Origin of the sequence: Amnibacterium setariae (genome assembly GCF_003581425.1) — a bacterium.
Classification (GTDB): domain Bacteria; phylum Actinomycetota; class Actinomycetes; order Actinomycetales; family Microbacteriaceae; genus Amnibacterium; species Amnibacterium setariae.
In genome coordinates, this window is the sequence record NZ_QXTG01000001.1 from 422,355 (window position 1) to 445,408 (window position 23,054).

24 protein-coding genes are annotated in these 23,054 nt (G+C 71.8%); 19 read left to right on the forward strand and 5 right to left on the reverse strand.

Going from position 1 to position 23,054, the window contains the following annotated elements; genetic code table 11:
• Positions 1-27: 27 nt before the first annotated feature.
• The 4 genes from D1781_RS02160 (at position 28) to D1781_RS02175 (ending at position 5,755) form a co-directional block, all read left to right on the forward strand.
• Positions 28-3,876 (forward strand): DNA-directed RNA polymerase subunit beta', encoded by a 3,849-nt coding sequence (locus tag D1781_RS02160; protein WP_119480630.1) that lies wholly within the window; start codon positions 28-30, stop codon positions 3,874-3,876.
• A gap of 253 nt (positions 3,877-4,129) precedes the next feature.
• Positions 4,130-4,315, forward strand: coding sequence for a hypothetical protein (locus D1781_RS02165; RefSeq protein WP_119480631.1), 186 nt, complete (start codon positions 4,130-4,132; stop codon positions 4,313-4,315).
• Positions 4,305-5,060 (forward strand): hypothetical protein, encoded by a 756-nt coding sequence (locus D1781_RS02170; RefSeq protein ID WP_119480632.1) that lies wholly within the window; start codon positions 4,305-4,307, stop codon positions 5,058-5,060. The genes D1781_RS02165 and D1781_RS02170 overlap by 11 nt, the downstream gene beginning before the upstream one ends.
• 287 nt (positions 5,061-5,347) lie before the next feature.
• Positions 5,348-5,755: a hypothetical protein gene (locus D1781_RS02175; RefSeq protein ID WP_119480633.1), complete on the forward strand. Its 408-nt coding sequence runs from the start codon at positions 5,348-5,350 to the stop codon at positions 5,753-5,755.
• Positions 5,756-5,876: 121 nt separating this feature from the next.
• Here the strand turns inward: D1781_RS02175 and D1781_RS02180 are convergent, their stop codons facing one another.
• The 4 genes from D1781_RS02180 to D1781_RS02195 are packed head-to-tail and all read right to left on the reverse strand — an operon-like array spanning position 5,877 to position 9,205.
• On the reverse strand, positions 5,877-6,293 hold the full coding sequence (locus D1781_RS02180; protein WP_119480634.1) for a flagellar assembly protein FliW: 417 nt from the start codon (positions 6,291-6,293) through the stop codon (positions 5,877-5,879).
• Positions 6,290-7,261: a flagellar hook-associated protein FlgL gene (gene flgL / locus D1781_RS02185; protein WP_158589966.1), complete on the reverse strand. Its 972-nt coding sequence runs from the start codon at positions 7,259-7,261 to the stop codon at positions 6,290-6,292. Before flgL ends, D1781_RS02180 begins: the two co-directional genes overlap by 4 nt.
• Positions 7,262-7,272: 11 nt before the next feature.
• Positions 7,273-8,703 (reverse strand): flagellar hook-associated protein FlgK, encoded by a 1,431-nt coding sequence (gene flgK, locus D1781_RS02190; RefSeq protein WP_119480636.1) that lies wholly within the window; start codon positions 8,701-8,703, stop codon positions 7,273-7,275.
• Position 8,704: 1 nt separating this feature from the next.
• Positions 8,705-9,205: a flagellar protein FlgN gene (locus D1781_RS02195; protein ID WP_119480637.1), complete on the reverse strand. Its 501-nt coding sequence runs from the start codon at positions 9,203-9,205 to the stop codon at positions 8,705-8,707.
• A 271-nt stretch (positions 9,206-9,476) separates the two neighbouring features.
• On the opposite strand from D1781_RS02195, the gene D1781_RS02200 reads away from it, so the two are divergent.
• The 5 genes from D1781_RS02200 to D1781_RS02220 all read left to right on the forward strand — a co-directional run bounded on the left by D1781_RS02200 (position 9,477) and on the right by D1781_RS02220 (position 13,863).
• Positions 9,477-10,295, forward strand: a complete 819-nt coding sequence (locus tag D1781_RS02200) for a sigma-70 family RNA polymerase sigma factor (protein WP_119480638.1) — start codon at positions 9,477-9,479, stop codon at positions 10,293-10,295.
• A gap of 128 nt (positions 10,296-10,423) precedes the next feature.
• The gene (locus D1781_RS02205) at positions 10,424-11,617 is read left to right on the forward strand and encodes a flagellin N-terminal helical domain-containing protein (RefSeq protein WP_119480639.1); all 1,194 of its coding nucleotides are present in this window, start codon (positions 10,424-10,426) and stop codon (positions 11,615-11,617) included.
• Positions 11,618-11,712: 95 nt separating this feature from the next.
• Entirely contained in the window at positions 11,713-13,125 is a 1,413-nt protein-coding gene (gene fliD / locus D1781_RS02210) for a flagellar filament capping protein FliD (protein WP_119480640.1), read from the forward strand.
• A gap of 2 nt (positions 13,126-13,127) precedes the next feature.
• Positions 13,128-13,547 carry a flagellar export chaperone FliS gene (gene fliS, locus D1781_RS02215; protein ID WP_119480641.1) on the forward strand — a complete coding sequence of 140 codons (420 nt, stop codon included), beginning with the start codon at positions 13,128-13,130 and terminating at the stop codon, positions 13,545-13,547.
• Positions 13,540-13,863: a hypothetical protein gene (locus D1781_RS02220; RefSeq protein ID WP_119480642.1), complete on the forward strand. Its 324-nt coding sequence runs from the start codon at positions 13,540-13,542 to the stop codon at positions 13,861-13,863. The genes fliS and D1781_RS02220 overlap by 8 nt, the downstream gene beginning before the upstream one ends.
• A 17-nt stretch (positions 13,864-13,880) precedes the next feature.
• Here D1781_RS02220 and D1781_RS02225 read toward each other — a convergent pair whose 3' ends face one another.
• Positions 13,881-14,210: a cupin domain-containing protein gene (locus D1781_RS02225; RefSeq protein ID WP_119480643.1), complete on the reverse strand. Its 330-nt coding sequence runs from the start codon at positions 14,208-14,210 to the stop codon at positions 13,881-13,883.
• A gap of 292 nt (positions 14,211-14,502) precedes the next feature.
• Here D1781_RS02225 and D1781_RS02230 point away from each other — a divergent pair, with 292 nt between their 5' ends.
• The 10 genes from D1781_RS02230 to D1781_RS02275 are packed head-to-tail and all read left to right on the forward strand — an operon-like array spanning position 14,503 to position 23,054.
• Positions 14,503-14,844 carry a flagellar basal body rod protein FlgB gene (locus tag D1781_RS02230; RefSeq protein WP_119480644.1) on the forward strand — a complete coding sequence of 114 codons (342 nt, stop codon included), beginning with the start codon at positions 14,503-14,505 and terminating at the stop codon, positions 14,842-14,844.
• Positions 14,844-15,230: a flagellar basal body rod protein FlgC gene (locus D1781_RS02235; protein ID WP_119480645.1), complete on the forward strand. Its 387-nt coding sequence runs from the start codon at positions 14,844-14,846 to the stop codon at positions 15,228-15,230. Before D1781_RS02230 ends, D1781_RS02235 begins: the two co-directional genes overlap by 1 nt.
• On the forward strand, positions 15,230-15,547 hold the full coding sequence (gene fliE, locus D1781_RS02240) for a flagellar hook-basal body complex protein FliE (RefSeq protein ID WP_199706344.1): 318 nt from the start codon (positions 15,230-15,232) through the stop codon (positions 15,545-15,547). Before D1781_RS02235 ends, fliE begins: the two co-directional genes overlap by 1 nt.
• On the forward strand, positions 15,547-17,211 hold the full coding sequence (gene fliF, locus D1781_RS02245; protein WP_119480646.1) for a flagellar basal-body MS-ring/collar protein FliF: 1,665 nt from the start codon (positions 15,547-15,549) through the stop codon (positions 17,209-17,211). Before fliE ends, fliF begins: the two co-directional genes overlap by 1 nt.
• Complete coding sequence (locus D1781_RS02250; RefSeq protein ID WP_119480647.1) at positions 17,208-18,317, forward strand: flagellar motor switch protein FliG; 1,110 nt, start codon at positions 17,208-17,210, stop codon at positions 18,315-18,317. Before fliF ends, D1781_RS02250 begins: the two co-directional genes overlap by 4 nt.
• Positions 18,307-19,035, forward strand: a complete 729-nt coding sequence (locus tag D1781_RS02255) for a FliH/SctL family protein (RefSeq protein WP_158589967.1) — start codon at positions 18,307-18,309, stop codon at positions 19,033-19,035. Before D1781_RS02250 ends, D1781_RS02255 begins: the two co-directional genes overlap by 11 nt.
• A complete protein-coding gene (locus tag D1781_RS02260) occupies positions 19,032-20,348 on the forward strand; it encodes a FliI/YscN family ATPase (protein WP_119480649.1) in 1,317 nt (438 codons plus the stop codon). The genes D1781_RS02255 and D1781_RS02260 overlap by 4 nt, the downstream gene beginning before the upstream one ends.
• Positions 20,348-20,779, forward strand: coding sequence for a flagellar FliJ family protein (locus tag D1781_RS02265; protein WP_158589968.1), 432 nt, complete (start codon positions 20,348-20,350; stop codon positions 20,777-20,779). The genes D1781_RS02260 and D1781_RS02265 overlap by 1 nt, the downstream gene beginning before the upstream one ends.
• Positions 20,776-21,657: a C40 family peptidase gene (locus D1781_RS02270; RefSeq protein ID WP_119480650.1), complete on the forward strand. Its 882-nt coding sequence runs from the start codon at positions 20,776-20,778 to the stop codon at positions 21,655-21,657. Before D1781_RS02265 ends, D1781_RS02270 begins: the two co-directional genes overlap by 4 nt.
• Positions 21,654-23,054, forward strand: coding sequence for a flagellar hook-length control protein FliK (locus tag D1781_RS02275; RefSeq protein WP_119480651.1), 1,401 nt, complete (start codon positions 21,654-21,656; stop codon positions 23,052-23,054). The genes D1781_RS02270 and D1781_RS02275 overlap by 4 nt, the downstream gene beginning before the upstream one ends.

The following is a 23,054-nucleotide window of genomic DNA, read 5'->3' on the forward strand; positions in this document are numbered from 1 at the left end:
AAGACGAATCAGTAGAGAAGAGATTCAGTGCTCGACGTCACCACGTTCGATGAGCTCCGCATCGGTCTCGCCACCGGCGACGACATCCGTCGCTGGTCCTACGGCGAGGTCAAGAAGCCGGAGACCATCAACTACCGCACCCTGAAGCCGGAGAAGGACGGCCTCTTCGGGGAGCAGATCTTCGGGCCCTCCCGCGACTGGGAGTGCTCCTGCGGCAAGTACAAGCGCGTCCGCTTCAAGGGCATCGTCTGCGAGCGCTGCGGCGTGGAGGTCACCAAGTCCTCCGTCCGCCGCGAGCGCATGGGCCACATCGAGCTCGCCGCGCCCGTCACGCACATCTGGTACTTCAAGGGCGTGCCGAGCCGGCTCGGCTACCTCCTCGACATGGCGCCGAAGGACCTCGAGAAGGTCATCTACTTCGCGGCGTACATGATCATCGAGGTGGACGAGGAGGGTCGCCACGACGACCTCCCCGACCTCGAGAACGAGCTGCGGCTCGAGATCAAGGCCCTGACCGACCAGCGCGACGCCCGGATCAACGAGCGCCTCCAGCGCCTCGAGACGGACCTCGCCGCGCTCGAGGAGGAGGGCGCGAAGAGCGACCAGAAGCGCCGCACCCGCGACGTGGGCGAGAAGGAGATGGCGCAGATCCGCCGCTCCTTCGACGACCAGGTCGCGACGCTCGAGCGCGTCTGGGACGACTTCCGCAACCTGAAGGTCGGCGACCTCAAGCCCGAGGACGCGATCTACAACGAGCTCGTCGACCGGTACGGCACGTACTTCGAGGCGTACATGGGCGCCGAGGCGATCAAGCGCCGCCTCGAGGCGTTCGACCTCCAGGCCGAGAGCGACCTGCTGCACCAGCAGATCTCCGAGGGCAAGGGCGCGAAGAAGATCCGTGCGATCAAGCGCCTCCGCGTCGTCAGCTCCTTCCTCGCCACCGGCAACTCGCCGGCCGCGATGGTGCTCGACGTCGTCCCGGTGATCCCGCCGGAGCTGCGCCCGATGGTCCAGCTGGACGGCGGCCGCTTCGCGACCTCCGACCTGAACGACCTGTACCGCCGCGTCATCAACCGCAACAACCGCCTCCGCCGCCTGCTCGACCTGGGCGCGCCGGAGATCATCGTGAACAACGAGAAGCGGATGCTGCAGGAGGCGGTCGACGCGCTCTTCGACAACGGCCGCCGCGGCCGCCCGGTCACGGGCACCGGCAACCGGGCGCTGAAGAGCCTGTCCGACATGCTGAAGGGCAAGCAGGGCCGGTTCCGCCAGAACCTGCTCGGCAAGCGCGTCGACTACTCCGGCCGTTCGGTCATCGTCGTCGGCCCGCAGCTGAAGCTGCACCAGTGCGGTCTGCCCAAGCAGATGGCGCTGGAGCTCTTCAAGCCGTTCGTGATCAAGCGCCTCATCGACCTGAGCCACGCGCAGAACATCAAGGCCGCCAAGCGCATGGTCGAGCGTTCGCGTCCGCAGGTCTGGGACGTGCTCGAGGAGATCATCCGCGAGCGCCCCGTCCTGCTGAACCGCGCGCCGACCCTGCACCGCCTCGGCATCCAGGCGTTCGAGCCGCAGCTCGTCGAGGGCAAGGCGATCCAGCTGCACCCGCTCGTCTGCGCCGCGTTCAACGCGGACTTCGACGGCGACCAGATGGCCGTCCACCTGCCGCTGTCCGTCGAGGCCCAGGCCGAGGCCCGCATCCTGATGCTCGCCTCGAACAACATCCTGAAGCCGTCCGACGGCCGCCCGGTGACCCTGCCCTCGCAGGACATGATCATCGGCCTGCACCACCTGACCACGGTCAAGCCCGGTGCGGTCGGCGAGGGTCGCGTCTTCTCCTCGGTCGCCGAGGCGATCATGGCGAAGGACGCCGGCACGCTGGACCTCAACGCGAAGGCGACGCTGCGCCTCACGGGCGTCGTGCCCCCCGAGGGCAAGACGCCGGAGGGCTGGGGGCCCGGGCAGCCCGTGCTGCTCGAGACCACGCTGGGCCGCGCGATCTTCAACGAGGCGCTCCCGACGGACTACCCGTTCGTCGAGGCGCTCGCCGACAAGGGCCAGATCTCCGCGATCGTCAACGACCTCGCGGAGCGCTACCCGAAGGTGGAGGTCGCGGCGACGCTGGACCGCATCAAGGACGCCGGTTTCTACTGGGCCACGCGGTCCGGTGTGACGGTCTCGCTGTCCGACGTGCTGACGCCCCCCTCGAAGGGCGCCATCCTCGAGGGCGCCGAGGCGCGGGCCGCGAAGGTCCAGTCGCAGTACGACACCGGTCTGATCACCGACGAGGAGCGCCGCCAGGAGCTCATCGAGATCTGGAACAAGGCCACGAGCGAGGTCGCGACGGCCATGCAGGACAACCTGCCGGTCGACAACAACATCAACCGGATGGTCTCCTCCGGCGCTCGAGGCAACTGGATGCAGGTGCGTCAGATCGCCGGCATGCGCGGCCTCGTGTCGAACCCGAAGGGCGAGATCATCCCGCGCCCGATCGTGCACTCGTACCGCGAGGGCCTCACCGTGGCCGAGTACTTCATCTCGACCCACGGCGCCCGCAAGGGTCTGGCCGACACGGCGCTCCGCACCGCGGACTCCGGCTACCTGACCCGTCGTCTGGTCGACGTCTCGCAGGACGTCATCATCCGTGAGGACGACTGCGGCACCTCGCGCGGCCTCGACCTCTCCACGCAGGAGAACGTCGAGAACGCGGTCTACGGCCGCACGCTCGCGACGGACGTCGTCAGCGCGGCCGGCGAGGTCCTCGCCGAGGCGGGCGACGACGTGGGCGACGTGCTGATCGCGAAGCTCGTCGAGGCGGGTGTCGAGCACATCAAGGTGCGCTCGGTCCTCACCTGCGAGTCCGCCGTCGGCGTATGCGCGGCCTGCTACGGCCGGTCGCTCGCCACGGGCAAGCTCGTCGACATCGGCGAGGCCGTCGGCATCATCGCGGCGCAGTCCATCGGCGAGCCGGGCACCCAGCTCACGATGCGCACCTTCCACACGGGCGGTGTGGCCTCCGCGGACGACATCACGCAGGGTCTGCCCCGCGTGCAGGAGCTGTTCGAGGCCCGCACCCCGAAGAGCGCGTCGCCGATCGCCGAGGCGGCCGGTGTCGTGACCATCGAGGACAGCGACCGGCAGCGGAAGATCATCCTCACGCCGGACAACGGCGACGAGCCGTTCGCCTACCCGGTGCTCCGCCGCGCGACCCTCCTCGTCGAGGACGGGCAGCACGTCGAGCTCGGCCAGCAGTTCCACGTCGGGTCCATCGACCCGAAGGAGGTCCTGCGGGTCAAGGGCGTCCGCGAGGTGCAGAAGCACCTGGTGGACGGCGTCCAGGGCGTCTACCGCAGCCAGGGCGTGCCGATCCACGACAAGCACATCGAGGTCATCGTGCGGCAGATGCTGCGCAAGGTCACCGTCGTCGACCACGGCGACACCGACCTGCTCCCCGGTGAGCTCGTGGACCGCTCGCGCTACCAGGACGTCAACCGGGCCGCGCTCGCCGAGGGTCGCAAGACCGCGTCGGCGCGCCAGGAGGTCATGGGCATCACGAAGGCGTCGCTCGCGACGGAGTCGTGGCTGTCCGCCGCCTCCTTCCAGGAGACGACCCGCGTGCTGACCCAGGCGGCGATGGACGGCAAGTCCGACCCGCTGCTCGGCCTCAAGGAGAACGTGATCATCGGCAAGCTGATCCCGGCCGGTACGGGCCTGCCCCGCTACCGCGACGTGACGGTGGAGCCGACGGAGGAGGCGAAGGCCGAGCGGTACCCGCTGCGGTCCTTCGGCGACGACTCGATGTTCAACGACGCGGACCTGTCGTTCGTCGACTTCGACTCGTTCTCGAGCGACGACTACAGCCCGGGCACCTACAACTGATCCGGCGCTGAACCGAAGCGGCCCGTCTCCCGAGAGGGAGGCGGGCCGCTTCGCTTCGTATGCGCATCGTGCGACGCGCGGCGGCTCGTGTCACCGCGAGCGGCGTTGCATCAGCCGCGATCGGTTGCACGACCGGTGCCGCGGGACAGACGTGCCCCCGACGAGCCATGACGACGCTGTCGGTGGGCGGTCATACTGTCGCCACGGGAGCAACGAAGTGCTACACCGCAGGCGCCAGCAGAATCGAGAAGCCGTGTCCTCAATCATTCAATTTCTGACGTCGGAGGACATCTCACGCCGCCGGGATGCGCTGGTGAGAGAAGCAGGTGCCGACCTGGAGGAGTTGCGCCTCCGCAGAGACCAGGGGTTGCTGGACTTCAACAAGCTCGGTCTATTGGATGAGCTCGAAGATCTCGAGTACCTCGACGGTGACCGCTGACGACCCGGATTCGCTCGCGCTGCTGCGACAGGAGGTCGAGTCGTTCGCGGATCAGATGACCGCGACCATCGAAGCAGTACTACCCGATGTTGATGGCCGCTTTTCCGTGCTGGTCAGTTCGGGCAGGGGCAACGAGCGAATCGCTCTCCGTCAGCACCAGCGGAGCGGGCTCGTCCTCAGCGTGAACGGCGTTCCGCTGATGCGGCTGGTAGTCACCTACCGGCTCAGTTGGAACGGCACCCAGCGCTACACCGCCGTTGAGTCCTCGCAGTTCAAGGTCTTTCTTGCCGGCTCAAGCGTGCCGTTGATGCGGTTCGACTATCTGCGGCAACCCGCGGCGTCGGTTCCGAGTGCCCATGTGAACGTCCACGCTCATCGAGACGAAGTGGTGTTCGCAATGATGCGAGCCGGTGATCGCGATAGAGGCCGAGACCGGTCGCGGACCATCGCGGAAGGCCGTGTTCCCTCGATGCGTGAACTTCACATCCCCCTCGGCGGTCATCGATTCAGGCCCTGTCTCGAGGACGTGCTGCAGATGTTGCTTGTCGAATTCGGCCTGGATCGAGTGCCTGGCTATCAGGCGGCGCTGGACGAAGGGCGCAAGCGCTACCGGGTGCAGCAACTTCGGGTCGCAGCCACTGATGATCTTGAAGCGGTGGCGGATCTTCTACGTGAGATGGGCTACGACGTGCGGTCACCGCTCAACCCTCCGCAGCCTCGAAACGATCGATTGAGTGCGTACTAGCGACCTGCTTCGGATCACCGACGACTAGGCCCCGCTGCCGTCAGACCCGCACGTCCCGGGTCGGGAGGCGGCTCCCGTCGGTGTCCTGTTCCGTCGTCTGAGAAGACAGAGCAGGGAGGGAGCCCCCGGACGGGGGATACAGGGAATGCACGCGGATCCATAGGTTTGAAGGACGCCGGTCACCCAGCCGGCCACCGCGTACCCGCGCGGTCTGCCCCCTCACGTACCGGACCCACGGTGACCCTTCTCCTCCCCATGCCCTCGCACGCCGATCGCGAGGCGCGCTGATGCTCCGTCCCTACCGACTCGAGCGCGAGCTCGACCGCGCCGTCGCCCAGTGGCTCGGCTGGCTGCCCCGCTGGGACCCGGCCACCGCTCGCCGCCGGCTGTCCCCCTGCGCCACCTGCCCCGCGTGGGCCGACGACCTCGGCTTCGACGAGGTGCCGCACGGCGCGCTCCACGCCCTCACCACGTCGCTCGACGCGGTGATCACCGAGCACGTCCGTCGCTCGGTCTCCCTGCAGCCGTTCCTCTCCGACGAGGCGATCGACGGCCTCCGCGACCAGCTCCGCCGCGAGGCGATCGCGTGGGTCAACCGCCAGCACTCGCACATCCTCCGGGCGCTCGACGCCTACGTGGAGCCGAAGGTGCAGCACATGGCCGCGCTGCTGCTCGCGGACCTCGGCGGCGTCTAGGGCCGTCCCACAGACCCGCGGGCCGGTCCGGATGGAGGAGTGGCCGGAAGGACCGACCCGCGATGCACGACGAAGGCCCCCGGTGGAGTCCACCGGGGGCCTTTCTCCATCCGTAGGGCGGTCAGGCCGCCTCGGACGTGAGCTCCGCCTGCAGCGGCCAGTCCTGGTCGAGGATCAGCTGCGTCGCGGATCCGGCGACCGGGTTGACGACGATCGGCGCGAGCAGGTTCACGACGGGCGTGCCGTCCGCGATGTTCGCGACCACGTAGACGTCCACCTCGGCGGGTGAGGAGGCGCCGAGCGCGGCCAGGTCCTCGTCGGCGATCGCCGGCAGGTACTCGGGCACGTAGAACGTCGGGTCGAGCAGGAAGAGCCGGAGGTCCGCGCCCGCGGTGTCGCGCAGCGTGTAGAGCCCGGGAGCCCCGTCGACGGCGGCGAGGTCGAAGTCGGTGAGCGGGGCGAACCCGGGCGGCGGCGTCGTGAAGACGAGGCGGCCGTCGCGGCCGGTGGCCGAGGGGGAGTGGAGTGCAGAGATCATCGGAGGAAGCTCATCAGGGTCGGTTGGAGCACGGTCGCGGTCACCTGGAGTGCCGTCTGGTAGGCGAGTTCCTGCGTCTTGAGGTCGAGCAGGGTCTTCGTCGTGTCCGCATCCTGCAGTCCGGACCGCTGGGTCTCCAGGGCCGTCGCCGTCGTGGCGTTCTGGGTCTTCGCGCTGGTCATCCGAGCGTAGTTCGCTCCGACGACGCCGTGCTGCGCGGAGAGGGTCGTGAGCGCGGAGCCGAGCCGGTCGATGCCCGCGGTCACCGTCTCCTTCGGGGTCTTCCCGGTGGTCGCGTCGACGGTGTCCGAGTCGTAGCCGGGGTCGCGCAGCGCCGCGATCACGGTGTCGATCTGCGCGAACACGGAGGAGGTGCCCGTGCCGAAGGCGGCCATGCCGTCCGCCGAGACGGTCACGACGTCCGTCGCGGAGGGGCCGATGCGTCGCGTGACGGGGCCGAGCGCGTTGACCGGCGCGGTGCCGGCCGGGCTGCCGGCGGGGACGGTCGCGCCCGCGTAGTCGTAGCTGCCCGTCGCGAAGGCGGCGGAGGCGTCGGACGTGCCGGCGAAGATCGACCGCCCGTTGAAGCGGGTGTTCGCCTGGCTGAGCAGGTCGTCGCGGATGCCCTCGAGCTGCTTGGCGATCGCGTCCCGCGACGCGGCGGTCGCGGTGCCGCTGTTGCCGGCCTGGATCGCGAGGTCCTTCGCCTGCCGGATGAGGTTCTCCGACGCGGTCATCGCGCTGTCGGTGGTGCTGAGCCAGCCGATCCCGTCGCCGATGTTCGTCGCGTACTGCGTGTTCGCGTTCTGCTGGCCGAGGACCCGGAGGATCCCCGCGGCTGCGATGGGGTCGTCGGAGGGCTTGCTGACGGCGAGGCCGGAGGAGGACTGGTCGCTCAGCTGCGAGACGCGGGCCTTCGCGGCCTGCATGTTCGCGGTCGAGCTCGTCCACATCTGCGACGTGGTCACGCGGCCGATGCTCATCGCGTCCCCATGTTGATCAGGGTGTCGAGCACGTCGTTGATCGTGCTGATGACGCGCGCCGACGCCTGGTACGCGTGCTGGTAGATCACCAGGTTCGCGGTCTCCTCGTCGAGGTCCACGCCGCCGACGGAGGTCTGCGCGGTGGTCGCCGCCGTCGCGGCGGTGCCCGCCGTCATGGCGCGCCCGTCCGCGGTCGCGGACTGCGAGCCGATCAGGGCCACGTAGGTGCCCCAGGCGCGGTCGGGGGAGTCGGCCGCGGTGCCGATCTGCGCGATCTGGTCGGCGATCGAGTTGTCGAGCCGACCCTTCGTGCCGTCCGCCGCGGCGATGCCGGCGACGGAGGTCGGGACCACCTGCAGGTTCGTCGCGGGGGGCCCGGTCGGGGAGTCGAAGCGGAAGAAGTCGAGCGGGGCGCCGGGGGTCGAGGTGAGGCCGGTCGAGGTCGTGCCCTGCTCGTGCAGGGCGTTCACCTTCGCCGCGATGCTCGATGCCGCGTCGTTGTAGGCCTGCGCGGCCTCGGCGTACACGCCGCCGTTGCCGCCGTTCGCGGCCTGCAGCGAGGCGAGACGGGCGGCCATCTCGCCGCCGTCCATGGAGACGGTCGAGCCGGGCATGTCCTTCCAGCCCAGCCGGACCGGCGAACCCGCGGCGCCGGCCATGTTCGGGCTGCCCGCGAGCTCGACGGCCCTGGTCGTGCTGCCCGACACCAGGGCGTTGCCGCCGACGATGACGTCGATCGTCCCGTCGGGGTTGCCCCGCGAGCTCGCGCCGGTCAGCTTCGCCAGCGTCGTAATCGCGGCGTCGCGCTGGTCGAGCAGGCTGTTGACGTTCCCGCCCGCCGCGGTGAGGGACCGGATCGACGTGTTCAGATCGGCGATCTTCGCGGCCGTCGCGTTGATGGTGGCGACCGTGGAGACCGCCGCGCTGCGGGCGTCCGACCAGGCCGCGTCCGCCGCGGAGTACCCCGCGGAGAGCGTCGACGCGACGAGCTTGCCCTGCCCGATCAGCGCGTTCCCGATGGCGGCGTTCCCCGGGTTGTTCGCCATCTGCTGCCAGTCGGCCCAGAAGTCGCTCATCACCTGCGACAGGCCGTTCTTGCCGGGCTCGTTGAGGGCCGTCTCGACGGCGGACGCGGCGCTCGCGGCGGCGTTCCAGTAGGCGGCGCTGGCGGCGGTGCTGTTGACGCGCGCGTCGACGACCGCGTCGTTGATGCGTTGCACGCCCGTGACGAGCACGCCGTCGCCGACGCTGCTGGGCGTCGAGTAGGTGGCGAGCGTGGTCTGCGCCATCGGCGACTGGGAGATCCGCTGCCGGGTGTAGCCCTCGGTGTTGGCGTTCGCGACGTTCTGACCGGTGATCTCGAGCGCGGCGCGAGCGGCGCTGAGCCCGGTGTACGCGGTGTTGAGCCCGCTGAAGCTGCTGGCCATGTCAGCCCTGCCGGTCGAAGAGGCTCGCGCCGGCGGCCACCGGCACGCGGGCCGTGCCGCGGGAGCCGTACCCGAAGGGGTCGGCGCCCGGCGTCGTACCGAGGTTCGCGAGCGTCTCCTGCGTCGCCCGGGTGGCCGCGCGGAGGTAGGTGAGGTTGCTGTCGCGCAGGCTCGAGATCTGCGTCGTGAGCGCGGTCAGCGCACCGAGGTGGGAGAGCAGCAGGTCGCGCCACACCTCGTCGGGGGCGCCCTCCGCGAGCTGGCGGAGCGTCGCGTCCTCGGGCAGGCCCCAGGCGACCGCGACCGAGGAGGCCTCGACCGTGCGCTCGATGCCGGCCGTGCGCAGGTGGCCGAGCACCTGCTCGACCTCGCGGGTCGCGTGGTGCAGCCACTTCGACCGGCCGGCGGTGAGCAGCAGCTGCTCCTCCTCCAGCTTGAACACGAGCAGGTCGAGCAGCTCGCGCTCGCGCCACAGCAGGGTCGAGAGGTCGTTCACGCTCATCGGTTCCTCCGCCGTGTCCGTGGGGCTCTGTCCCCCTTCACCATCGGCAACTGCCGCACGGATGTAAGGGACGCGTTCCCGCCGGAGCGTAGGCGGCGCCCGGGGCCGGCACCGGGAGCACCACGCGCCCCCGAACGGGGGAGGGGCTGCACGGATCGCGGAGGTCCCCCTACTGGGGGCGCGGCGGTGGGGGCGCGGACACGCCGCCGCCCATAGCGTCCACAGGCAGAGGACGAGGTGCCACGGACGGCCCGGTACGACAAGGAATCCCATGGCGACACGAGCCGAGCGCGACGCGCTCGTCCGCGAGAATCTCGCGATCGTCGGCTACCTCGTGAACGAGGTGGCGCGGAAGGCGACGCACCTGTCGCGCGACGAGCTGGCCTCCGCCGGCGCGCTCGGCCTGGTGCTGGCCGCCGAGAGCTTCGACCCCGCGCAGGGCGTGCCGTTCGGCGCCTTCGCCCGCCGCCGCGTGCTCGGCGCGATCGCCGACGAGATGCGGTCGGCAGACTGGGCGTCGCGGACGGCCCGCCGTCGCATCAAGGACTCCCTCACCGTGCAGGAGTCGCTGACGAACGCGCTCGGCAGGGCGCCGAGCGTCGACGAGATCGCGGAGTCCCTCGGCGTCGACCGGAAGGCCGCGCTCGAGGCGCTGTCCGGCGCGAGCCACTCCGTCGCCTCCCTCGACGAGTCGATGGCGGACACGATCGCGACGCAGGCGGCGACGCCCGAGGACGTCGTCCTCGAGACGGAGCGCACCCGCTACGTGCAGGCGGCGGTGACGAGCCTGCCGCCGAAGATGCGGTACATCGTCGAGCAGATCTACTTCCACGACCGGTCGGTGGGCGACCTCGCCGCGGAGCTCGGCCTGACCCACTCGGCGGTGTCGCAGCAGCGCTCGGAGGGCATCCGGCTCATGCGGCACGGGCTCGAGACCCAGTACGCCACCGGGCCGGTCCCGCGGCTCGAGCAGCAGCCGTCCGCCGCTCCGGCGCGCCGCGCGGCCTACCTGGCGCGCCTCGCTGAGACTTCGACCGCGCGGATGGCCCAGCCGGCCGCGCCCGCATTCATCACCGAACGAACCGCATAACGCACTTGCACCTGTTCTGCCCCTACTTCGGGGCGAACGGCTAACGGCCACGAACTGCAGGCCGATGGTCATTCGCGTCGGACCACGGATGGACCGCAGACCAGATCCCGACTCACGGAGGAACTCAAATGGGATTCGCAATCAACACCAACAACGATGCGCTCAACACGTATCGCAACCTGACCGGCGTGCAGAACTCCTTGAGCAAGTCGCTCGAGAAGCTCTCGAGCGGTCTGCGGATCAACCAGGCGGGTGACGACGCTGCCGGTCTCACGATCTCCACGCAGCTCGCGTCGCAGGTCTCCGGTCTGCAGCAGGCCTCGCGGAACGCCCAGGACGGCACCTCGCTCGTCCAGACGGCCGACGGCGCGCTGACGCAGGCGCAGTCGATCCTGAACCGCATGCGCGACCTCGCGGTCCAGGCGGGCAACGACTCGAACAGCCCGGCCGCCCGTACGGCGATCCAGTCCGAGGCCACGAGCCTCACCGCTGAGCTCGCCCGTATCGGCAGCTCCGTCAACTTCAACGGTCAGAACCTGCTCGACGGCACCACGCCGACCTTCAAGTTCCAGGTGGGTGCGGACGGCAACTCGCAGAGCCAGATCGCCGTTGACCTGAGCAGCTCCAACCTGGTCAGCATCGCGTCGAAGCTGAACGTCGGCGGCTCCGGCACGAGCCTCGCCACCACGGATGTCGCGGGGAAGACGCTGGTCTTCACCTCGACCAACAACACCACGGGTGCCGTCAACACGTCGGCGAAGATCACGGTCCCCGCGAGCTCGACGACGACCGGGTACACCGACCTGCAGAAGACGCAGGATGCGGTGAGCGCGCTGAACGGGAACAGTGCGTTCAGCGCCAACTTCTCGGCGAGCGTCTACAGCACGACGGCAGCGGGAGTCACGACCTACAGCGTCGCGGTGACCGCAAAGGACGGCGGTGCGGTGACGCAGACCAGCGCTGCGACGCCCACCGGAACGCAGGCGACCCTGACCGGCGCCGCAGCATCGAACGTCGGCAAGCTGGCCTTCGACAGCGCGGAGTCCGCGCAGGCTTCGATCATCGCGATCGACGCTCAGATCGCGGCGGTCTCGACCGCCCGCGCGAACATCGGCGCCATCGAGAACCGGTTCAACAACGTCGTCTCGACGATCTCCACGTCGGTCACCAACCTGACCGCCGCGAAGAGCCGCATCACCGACGTCGACATGGCGCAGGAGATGGTCAACTACACCCGCGCGAACGTGCTGTCGCAGGCCGGTACCGCGATGCTCGCCCAGGCGAACTCGCTGCCGCAGCTGGCGCTGAAGCTGCTGGGCTGATCCACCCGAGCCGCGGTGGTGCGGGGCCGATCCAGGCCCCCGCACCACCGCGGCTCCGCCTGTTCCACCCGCGACGGACGAGGAAGGACTGACCGATGGCCACCGCCGCGCTGTCCACCACGTCCACGACCGGGCTGGGGCTCTCGGGCCTCTCGAGCGGGCTCGACACGTCCGGCATCATCACGAAGCTGATGTCGGTGGAGGCCGCGCCGCAGACCGCGCTGAAGACCCAGCTCAGCACCACGACGACGTACCGCACCGCGCTGCAGTCGCTGAACAGCTCCGTCGCCGCCATCGCCGCGAGCGCGAAGTCGGCGACCGCCGCGGGAGCCCTCAGCTCCTTCACCGCGACCTCGGACGCGGCCGGCGTGACCGCCACGGCGTCGAGCTCCGCCTCCGCCGGCTCGGTCTCGTTCACCGTGGACCGCCTCGCGCAGGCGCAGGTCTCCGTCACCGGCACGATCGCCGCCTGGCCCGCGCCCGCCGACGGCAGCGCGAAGCCGTCGATCACGCTGCAGGTCGGTGGCGGCACCGCGAAGACCGTGACCGCCGCGTCGACGAACCTCGACGACGTCGTCGCCGCGATCAACGGTTCCGGCACCGGCGTCACCGCGACCAAGGTCGCCGTCGGCAGCAGCAACGGCGCCACGCAGTACCGCCTGCAGCTGCGCGGCGCGACCGGCGACGGCAACGGGTTCGCGGTGTACCAGGGCGACAGCACCGCGTCGCCCGCGCTGGCCACCACGCAGACGCAGACGGCGCAGAGCGCCCAGATCACCCTCTACAAGGGCGTCGCCGGTGCCGAGCAGCAGGTGCTGTCGAGCAGCAACACCTTCGACGACCTGCTCACGGGCGTCGACGTGACCGTCTCCGCGGCGTCCACCGCGACCGCGACGGTGAGCGTCGCGGCCGACTCGACCGCGGCGACGACCTCCGCGCAGGCCCTCACCTCGAGCCTCATCACCCTCTTCTCGGGCATCTCGGCCGCCAGCGCGGTCACGACGACCACCAGCTCGAGCGGTTCCACCTCCGCGACGTCGGGCAGCATCTTCACCGGCGACAGCATCGTGCGCGCGGTCAACGACTCCCTGCTCTCCGCCGCCACCGACCCGGTCGGCGGGAGGTCGCCGTCGTCCATCGGGATCAACCTGACGAAGGACGGCACGATCTCCTTCGACAAGGCGAAGTTCTCCGCCGCGATGGCCGCCGACCCGGCCGGCACGACGTCGATGTTCCAGACGATCGCCGGCCGCGTCTCCGCCGCGGCGAGCGGGGCCAGCGACTCCTACACCGGCACGCTGACGCAGAAGATCACGTCGCAGCAGTCGACCGAGTCGAGCCTCACGAAGCAGATCAGCGACTGGGACACGCGCCTCGCGGCGATCCAGGCGCAGTACACCTCCCAGTTCAACGCGCTGGAGACGGCGCTGAACAGCCTCAGCTCGCAGGCGAGCTACCTGACCAGCCAGATCGGCGGTCTGACGACCAACTACCAGGGTGCGAACTGACCATGCCTCCCTCGAACCTCGCCGCAGCGCGCAGCCTCTACAACCGCGACTCGGTGCTCAGCGCCTCGCCCGCGCGGCTGCTCGTCATGCTCTACGACCGTCTGCTGCTCGACCTCGCGCGCGCCGAGACGGCGCAGCTCGGCGAGGACTGGCCGCTCGCGTCCGCGCAGCTGCTGCACGCGCAGGAGATCGTGACCGAGCTGATCAACTCGCTGAAGCCCGAGGTCTGGGACGGCGGCCCCGGCCTGCTCGCTGTCTACAACTTCGTGCTGAACGACATGGTGCAGGCCAACATCCAGCGCGACGTCACGAAGACGCGCGAGTGCATCACCCTGCTCGAGCCGCTGCGGCTCGCGTGGCACGAGGCGGCGCTCAAGGTCTCGATGCACGAGGCGGCCCTGCGGAGGGACGCGGTTGGCTGAGCCGCTCCCGGAGCACACTCCCGCGGAGCCTTGGGACCCCTGGGCGCCGATCCTCGACGACCTCGAGCACCGCGTCGACGCCGCCGAGAGCGGCGACCTGGCCGCGCTCGACGGGTGGGAGCCGCCCGCCGTGCAGCCCGCACCGATGACGTCGGCGGAGCAGCACCGGGCGAACGGGATCCTGAACCGGCAGCGCGCGCTGCTCGGCCGGCTCCGCGAGGAGCAGCAGGTCGTCGCGGCCTCCATGCGCACGGTGCGGCGGCCGCAGTACCGGCCGGCGACCGCGCCGCCCGTCTACGTCGACCGGGTGGGCTGAGCCCCGCTTCTCCGGGATCAGAGCGGCGTGAGCTCGCCCGGCTCGCCCGGGTGGAGGAGGAAGACGGCGAAGAACGTCGCGCCCTCGTCCGTCGCGTCGAAGTGCTCGACGACCACGTCGGCCGGCTCGACGAACGGATCGCCCGCGCCGAGCACCACGGGAGCGCCGCTCTCGAGCTGGAACAGCACGGATCCGCGCTCGATCGTGCCGAAGACGGGGCCGTTGTGCCGGTGCCGCCCTGCGGCGGCATTCGGCGCCATCGTGATACGGCGCGTCTCCACGCGACCGGTCGGACCCCAGTCGAGGTCCTGCTCGAGGAGCAGACGGCGGACGACCTGATCGGGCATGCGGGGATCCTCCTCCGTCGGGTACGGGGTGGTGGTCTCGAGGCTCGCTTCGCTCGCACCTCGACCAGCGGAACGGGTGCGAGGCGGGTGGTTTCAGGGCTCGCTGCGCTCGGAGAGGGGCGGCGGGAGAGGTCGGTTCCAGAACGGGGGGCGCGACACACCCGAACGGGGGGTACGCCGGTTCCACCTCTGGTCGAAGGTTTCCGCTTACTTTTCTCGAACCGAGCACGGATCGCTCGGTGTGATCAGGCCACGGATCGGCCGCCCCCTTGCTGCAAGGACGGACTCCTCCGTGTTCGATTCGGTCACCCTGAACGCGCTCACGAGCGCGCTCGACGGCCTCGCGCTCCGCCAGCGGACGATCGCGCAGAACATCGCGAACGTCAACACACCCAACTACCACGCGAAGGTCGTCTCGTTCGAGAACGCCCTCGCGCAGTCCGTGCAGGCCGGGGACGGCACCGCGCTCGCCACGACGACGACGTCGGAGGCGCCGACGCGGCAGGACGGCAACAACGTCAGCCTCGACTCCGAGACGCTGAACAACATCGAGACGGTGCTGCGGTACCAGTTCGCCACCCGCGCGGTGAACATGGACTTCTCCGCCACCCAGGCCGCGCTGAAGACCGCCTGATGGACGCGATCAACATCGCCGCCACGGCGCTCAACACCCACCAGGCGTGGCTCAACGCGATCTCGAACAACATCGCGAACGTCAACACCGCGAAGCCCGCCTCGGGGAACGCGTTCCAGGCCGAGTACCTCGCGGTGCAGGAGCAGGCGGGCAACGACGGCGTCGCCGTCACCGGCGTCGTGCACGGCGACCCGAAGGGCCGGCTCGTCTACGACCCGACCAACGCGGTCGCCGACAAGGACGGGTACGTCCGCATGCCCGACATCGACCTCGGCGAGCAGATGTCGACGCTGATCATGGCCCAGCGCGGCTACCAGGCCAACGCCGCCGTCGTCGACCGCGCGAAGACGACCTACGAGGCCGCGCTGCAGATCGGCAGGAGCTGATGACGAACTCGATCTCCGCGCTCTCCGGGATCAACAGCCTCACCGGGATCACCGGGGCGACCCAGGCGCAGCTGCCCGCGACCGACGGCACGTCGGGCGCGAGCTTCTCCTCCGTCCTCGGCGGCGCGGTCCAGAACCTGTCGAACCTGCAGAGCTCGGCCGACCAGCTCGCGGTCAAGGCGGTCACGGGTGACCTGACCGACATCCACCAGGCCACCCTTGCGGCGACCCGCGCCCAGGTCACGATGGAGCTCGTCTCCGCCGTGCGGAACAAGGGCGTCGACGCGTTCAACGAGATCATGCGGATGCAGGCCTGATGAAGCGGCTGAACGGCGCGGGCTCCCGCCTGCTGGAGACGGTGAAGCAGTTCACCGTCGCGCAGCGCACCATCGCGATCATCGGCGTCGCCGTGCTCGTGCTCGGCGGCGTCGCCCTCGTGAACTGGCTCGGCAAGCCGACCTACCAGGTGCTCTACTCGGGCATCTCCGCCTCCGAGGCGTCGGGCGTGACCGCCCAGCTCGCGAAGGACAAGGTCGACTACCAGCTCTCCAGCGACGGCACCACGATCTTCGTGCCGGAGGCGAACGTCGCCTCCGAGCGCCTCGCGACCGCGAGCCTGCTCTCCTCCGGCGCCGGCGGCTACTCGCTGCTCGACGACATGGGCGTGACGGCGAGCGAGTTCCAGCAGAACGTCACCTACAAGCGCGCCATCGAGGGCGAGCTCGCGAAGACGATCGAGGCGATCGACGGGGTCTCCTCCGCGTCGGTGCAGCTCGCGATCCCGCAGCAGTCCGTGTTCTCCGACCAGAAGGAGGACCCCACCGCCTCCGTGTTCGTGAACGCGTCGACCCCGCTCAGCACCGACCAGGTGAACGCGATCGTGCACCTGGTCGCCGCGGCCTACCCGAGCCTCACCACCGACAACGTCTCCGTCGTCGACCAGAAGGGCGACACCCTGTCCGCCGTCGGCGGCGGCACCGCCGGCAGCGGCTCGGACGCGGCCGCCGACTACGAGGCGACCACCAAGACGGCCGTGCAGGCGATGCTCGACAAGGTGCTCGGCCCGGGCAACGCGGTCGTCACCGTCGCGGCCGACGTCTCCAGCTCCAGCGGCACCAAGCAGACCGAGGCCTACACGTCGCCGAGCCAGGCCCCCGCGCTCGCCGAGAGCTCGAACAGCACGAAGTACGCGAACGGCGGCGGTGCGGGCGCTTCCGGTGCGAACGGCGCGAGCGGCGTGCTCGGCAACGACACGACCGACACCTCCACGGGCGGCAACAGCTCGACCTCGGGCGCGGGCGGCTCGGGCGGCTCGCCGAGCTACGAGCAGACCCAGGTCTCGAAGAGCAACGCGGTCAACAAGACGACGACGAACGAGACGATCGTCCCCGGCACGCTCAACCGGCAGACCATCGCGGTCGCGCTGAACGCGAAGGTCACCGGCATCTCCGCCTTCCAGGTCCAGCAGATGGTCCAGAACGCGTCCGGCTACAACGCGGGCCGCGGCGACACCGTGTCCGTCACCAGCCTGCCGTTCTCCAACTCCGCGGCGAAGTCCGCGGCGTCGGCCCTCGCCCAGTCGCAGGCGGCGCAGAGCGGCGCCCAGATGACGGACATCATCACGACCGCGATCAAGGTCGTCGGCGGCCTCGTCCTCTTCGTCCTCGTGGTCGGCCTGCTCCGCAAGCTGTTCAAGCGGCCTGAGCCGACCCTGCCGGAGCCGGGCACGATGACGGTGCTGCCGATGGGCGGCGACCCGGCCCTCGGCGGCTACGCGCCGACCGCGCAGCTCGGCGGCCTGGGCGGTGCGGGCGTGCTCGGCGCGGGCGGCTCCGGTACCGCGCCGACGGTCGCGCTGCCCGCCTCCGGCGATCCGGCGTTCGCCGCGATGCAGGCCGACGTCGACGCGCTCGCGGGCTCCGACCCCGAGCAGACCGCCGGGTACCTGCGCGCGCTCATGGGTGATCGGGCGGGCGTGTGACGGACACCCTGACCCCGGAGCTCACGGGGACGCAGAAGGCCGCGCTCGTGCTCATGAACATGAGCACCGAGCGCGCTTCGGCGGTGCTGAAGACTCTCAGCCTCGAGGAGCAGGAGGAGATCACCGCGGAGATGGCGCGCATGCGCAGCGTCTCCGGGGCCGAGGCCGAGCGCGCGCTCGAGGCGTTCCGCGAGGTCGCCTCGCGGACGGAGACGCCGCAGGAGCGCACCGGGCGCGAGGTCGCCACGCAGCTGATCGAGGCCTCGTTCGAGGGCGAGCGCGCCGCCGACCTGCTCGAGCGCATCTCCTCCCCGGAGGCGAGCGCGTCGTTCGCCTTCTTCGAGGAGCTCGAGCCGGGCCGCATCGTCACGCTGCTCGAGCCGGACACGGCGGAGACGATCGCGTTCGTGCTCGTGCAGCTCGGGCCCGACCTCGCGGCGAAGATCCTCATGCAGCACGAGGCCGACCGCCGCGTCGACATCGCCCAGGCGATCGCGACCATGGGGTCGCCGGCGCCCGAGGCGGGCGGCATCGTCGCCGGGATCCTCAAGACGCGGGCCAGGAAGGCCGCGTCCGAGACGGTGTTCGTCGAGGACGACGACGAGACCGAGGGGCCCGCCCCGCTCCGGGTGCAGCCGCTCGTCGACATCATGAACCACGCGGCCCCGGCCGACGAGGGCGCCCTGCTCGAGGGCCTCCGCGACCGCGACGGGCACCTCGCCGATGAGGTGCGCGCGAAGCTGCTGTCCTTCGAGGACATCGCGCGCCTGCAGGACCGCGACGTGCAGCAGGTGCTGCGCGGCATCGAGCTCGGCACGATCGCCCTCGCGCTCAAGGGCGCGCCGCCCGAGCTCGCGACCGCGATCACCTCGAACATGTCCGAGCGCAACCGCGAGGCCCTCGCCGAGGAGGCCGCCGAGCTGGGCCGCGTGAAGAAGAGCCAGGTCGAGGAGGCCCGGAACGAGCTGGTGCGCGCGGTGCGCGCGCTCGCCGGCACCGCCGGGCTCGAGCTGAAGACGACGGCGTCGCCCGCCTCGGGCGACGCCGATGAGCCGGAGCTCCCCGCGGAGCAGGCCGCCGAAGAAGAGGAAGAGTATGTCGACTAACGCCTCGTTCGCGCCCATCGCCTTCCCGGAGATGGGGACCGCGCGGCAGCCCGAGCGGCCCCTTCCGCGCGTGGCCCCCGGCAGCCTCTACGAGGACGACGCCACCCGCCCCGTCGCGGTGCGGATGACGCCGCTCGCCTACCCGGAGCTCGTCAAGGACGAGACGCCGGAGGTGCGCGAGCGCGCCCGCGTGCAGGGCCACGCCGCCGGCTACGCGGCGGGTCGCAAGGCCGCCACCGAGACCCTCGCCACCGACCGCGCCGCGCTCCGCGCCGAGGCCGACCGTGCTCTCGGCGTGCAGATCGACGGGCTCCGTTCCGCCCTCGAGGCGGTGCACCGTGCCGCCGGCGAACTGAACGCGCACACCGCGATGTCGCTCGAGGGCACCGAGGAGGCCGTGCTCGCCGCCGCGATCGACATCGCCGGCATGATCCTCGGCCGCGCGATCAGCGAGGACCGCGAGGGCGCCGCCGTCGCCGCGCTCCGCCGCGCGCTCGAGGCGGCCGGCCCCGTGCCCGTCCGCACCGTGCGCATGCACCCCGACGACCTCGAGCTCGTCGCGATGGTCTCCGCCGACGAGCCGGGGCTGAAGCTGCAGGCCGACCCGCGGATCGCCCGCGGCGATGCGATGGTCGACCTGCCGGACGGCGTCGTTGACGCGAGCATCGCGAACGCGGTCGACCGCGTCCGCCGCGCGCTGCAGGGCGGCGACGAGTGACCGCCGCCGTCTCCGCCGAGCGCCTCGAGGCGCTGCGGGAGGCCGCCCGCCCGGAGCGGCTCGGCACCGTCGTGTCCGTCGTCGGGCTCGGCATCACCGTCCGCGGCATCGACGCGTCGATGGGCGAGATCGTGCAGGTCGGCGAGCAGCGCGCTCGCGCCGAGGTCGTCGCGGTCGGCGGCGAGGGCCTGACCCTCATGCCGGTCGACCGCATCGACTCCCTCCGCGTCGGTGCGCCCGTGCGCGCGACCGGCCGCCGGATGACCGTGCCGACCGGGCTCGGCCTGCTCGGCCGCGTGCTCGACGCGACCGGTCGTCCGATCGACGGCCGCGGGCCGCTGCAGTTCGACGCCCGCGTCCCCGTCGACGCGGAGGCGCCGTCCGCCCTCGAGCGCGCCCGCATCGACACCCCGGTCGAGCTCGGCGTCCGCGTGCTCGACACGCTCACGACCGTCGGCCGCGGCCAGCGCATCGGCCTCTTCGCCGGCTCCGGCGTCGGCAAGTCGTCGCTGCTGTCGATGATCGCGCGCGGCACCGACGCGCAGGTCAACGTCATCGCCCTCATCGGCGAGCGCGGCCGCGAGGTCCGGGAGTTCCTCGAGGACGACCTGGGGGAGGAGGGCCTCGCCCGGTCGGTCGTCGTCGTCTCGACCGCCGACCAGCCCGCCCTGACCCGCGCCCGGGCCGCCTTCACCGCGACGCGCATCGCCGAGTCGTTCCGCGACGCCGGCGCCCACGCGCTGCTGATGATGGACTCGCTCACCCGCGTCGCGATGGCGCAGCGGGAGATCGGCCTCGCCGCGGGCGAGCCCCCGGCCACCCGGGGCTACCCGCCGAGCGTCTTCGGCCTCCTCGCCCGTCTGCTCGAGCGCGCCGGCACCGGCCCGGTCGGCTCGGTCACCGGCGTCTACACGGTGCTCGTCGACGGCGACGACCACAACGAGCCCATCGCGGACACCGCCCGGTCGATCCTCGACGGGCACGTCGTGCTCGACCGCAAGCTCGCGACCGCCGGCCACTTCCCGTCGATCGACGTGCTCGGCTCCGTCTCCCGGTCGGCCTCCCGCGTCACGAGCCGCGAGCAGCGCGCCGTCGCGACCGCGCTCCGCAGCGCGCTGGCGGCGAAGCGGAACGTGCAGGACCTGCTCGACGTCGGCGCCTACGCCGCCGGGTCGAATTCGAAGGTCGACGCCGCCGTCGCGCTGGCCGCCGAGATCGACGCGTTCCTGCAGCAGGACATGGACGACGTCACGCCGGCCGACGCCGCCTGGGCGCGGCTCGCGGACCTCGTCGCGAGGATGGGGCTGCGGTAGTGGTGGTGTTCGGGCTGGCCGGGCTGCTGCGCATCCGGCGGTTGAAGGAGGAGCGCGCCGCGTACGAGGTCGTGCGCGCGCGCTCGCGGGCGTCCGAGCTCGCGGCCGAGCGGCACCAGCTGCTCGACCAGCTCGACGACCACGCCCACGAGGCGCGGGACGTGCGCGGCATCCACGCGCTCTCCGCCGCCCGCGCGTCGACCTCGACGATGCTCGCCGACCTCGAGGCGCTCGCGCTCACGCAGCGGCGGCTGCTCGCCGAGGCGGAGGAGAGCCACCGCGCCGCCCGCCGCGAGGTGCGCACCGTCGAGAAGCTCGAGGAGAAGCACGACGAGGCGGAGCGCGAGGCCGAGCTCCGCGGCGAGCAGACGATCCTCGACGAGCTCGCGAACCGCGCGCGCGGGCGCCTCCACCGCGAGGGGGAGCCATGAGCTACGCCGACGTCGTGAACCAGATGCAGGCGATCCAGACGCAGCTCGCGCAGCTCGGGTTCCTGCAGGCTCCCGCTGCGACCTCCGGCGCCTCCGCGTCGTCGTTCGCCTCCGCGCTGCAGGACGCCTCCGCGACGCCCGCCGTCTCCGCGTCGAGCTCGGCGTCCAGCACGGGCGGCCTGGTGTCGCCGAACGGCGTCACCGGCGACGCGGTCGTCGACGCCGCGCTCGACTACAAGGGCGTGCCCTACGTGCTCGGCGGCGAGTCGAAGAGCGGCATCGACTGCTCGGGGCTGGTCCAGGCCGCGTTCGCGAAGGTCGGCGTGACGATGCCGCGGACCGTGCACGAGCAGAAGGTGCTCGGGCAGCCCATCGACTCCCTGAAGGACGCGAAGCCCGGCGACCTGATCGTGCTGAACGGCGGCGATCACATCGCGGTGTGGATGGGGAACGACACCGTGATCCACGCGCCGTACCCCGGCCGCAGCGTGTCGGTGCAGAAGGCGTGGTTCGACGACGCCGACGTCGTCACGATCCGCCGCATCGTGCCCGCCACGGGCGACGCGTCGGCGGGCGTCGTCGGCAGCACGGGATCGACCGCCGCGCCCTCGCTCGACGCGCTCACGGGCCTCTCGGCGACGGGGAGCAGCAGCGGCCTGTCGCAGGCCGCGTCGCTGAAGGCCGCCGCCATGCTCAGCACCTACGGCGCCGACGTCGGGCTCTACGACCCGTCCGGCGGCTCGGGCAGCACGTCCCTGTCCGGCCTGCTCGGCTCCTTCGGCCTCTCCGGGACGGGAGGCGGCACCGGGGCGAACTCCGCGGCCGCCCAGCAGATCGCCGCCGCTCGCGCGGCCCTCCTCGGATCGAGTGCCGCATGACCACCGTGACCACCGCACCCGTAGCCGCCGGGCCCGCCCCGGCCTCCGGCGGCGCGAAGGCCGACCCCGGCGCCGCGGGCGCCTTCGGGTCCGCGCTCGACGCCGCGGTGGGCGCCGCCCAGCAGCCCTCAACCATCGGAGCCGCGCCCGCCGCGCCTGAGACGCCAGCGACCGAGCCCGCCGCGACCGCCCTGCTCGGCGGCGCCGCGGCCGCGCTCGCCGCGCTCCTCGGCCGCGCGACCGGGGCTGCCGCGCAGGCCGCTGCTGCACCGGCCTCGTCGTCCGGCGCAGCGACGGCGGGGCAGCCGGCCACGCCCACGACCCCGGGCTCGTCGACCGCGCCCGGTGCCGTCCCGCCGCAGCCGGGGCCCGCCCCGCAGCCGGCCGATGCGACCACGATCGACGCGGGCCTCGCGGTCGAGGCGGGCGCGCCCGGCTCGAGCAAGCCCGCAGGACGGCCCGGCCGCGCCGAGCAGGACGGCGCCGAGCCCGACGCGAGCGGTCCGGACGCGGCGTCGGCTCCAGCGGACCCCGCCGCCCTCGTGCTCGCACCGGCCCCGATCGTGCCGCCCGCCGTCGCGGCCGCCGCGGCGCAGCAGACGCCCTCCGCGAAGGGCGCGCAGACCGCACCGACCGCACCGACCGCACCGGTCGCCGCCGCCGCGTCCGCGCTCCCGGCGTCCACGGACCGGACCCACCGGGCGGAGCCCGAGCCGACGGCGGCGGCGCCCGCGACCCCGCCGACGCCGGCCGATCCCGGTGCGGCGGCGAGCGCACCGGCGCCCGCGCAGCCCGTCGTGGCCGACCAGCCGGCGCGGGTCGACGCGGGGACGACGGTCACCGCGGCGGCTCCCGCCCCGGCGCCCGTGGCGCCGGCTCCGATCGCGGCGCCGCAGCCCGTCGCCGCTCCGGCGCTCGTCGCCACGGACGACCCGACGGTCGCGCAGCAGCTCCAGGGGCCGCTGCTCTCGCTGCGGAGCGCTCCCGAGGGCGAGCACGTCCTCGTGGTCCGGGTGTCGCCCGACCACCTCGGCCCGGTCACCGTGCACGCGACGGTCTCCCACGGCGACCTCTCGGTGCAGCTGTTCGCCGCGACCCGCGACGGGCGCGACGCGCTCTCGACGATGCTCACCGACCTCCGCCGCGACCTCGGCGCCGGCACCGCCGGCACGGCCACGACGCTGTCGCTCGGCACCGGCGACGCGCCCCAGCAGGACCCGCGCGGTCAGCAGGCCGCGTGGGTCGGTGCGGGCCCCGGCGGCGGCTCGGGCGGCGGCGCCGCCCGGGACGAGCGGCCGCAGTGGGCGCCCTCCGCCGCGCGGGTCGCCGCCACCGAGACCCCCTCCGCCCTCCGACCGCCAACGCCCGGCACCGCGCTGCTCGACGTGCTCGCCTGA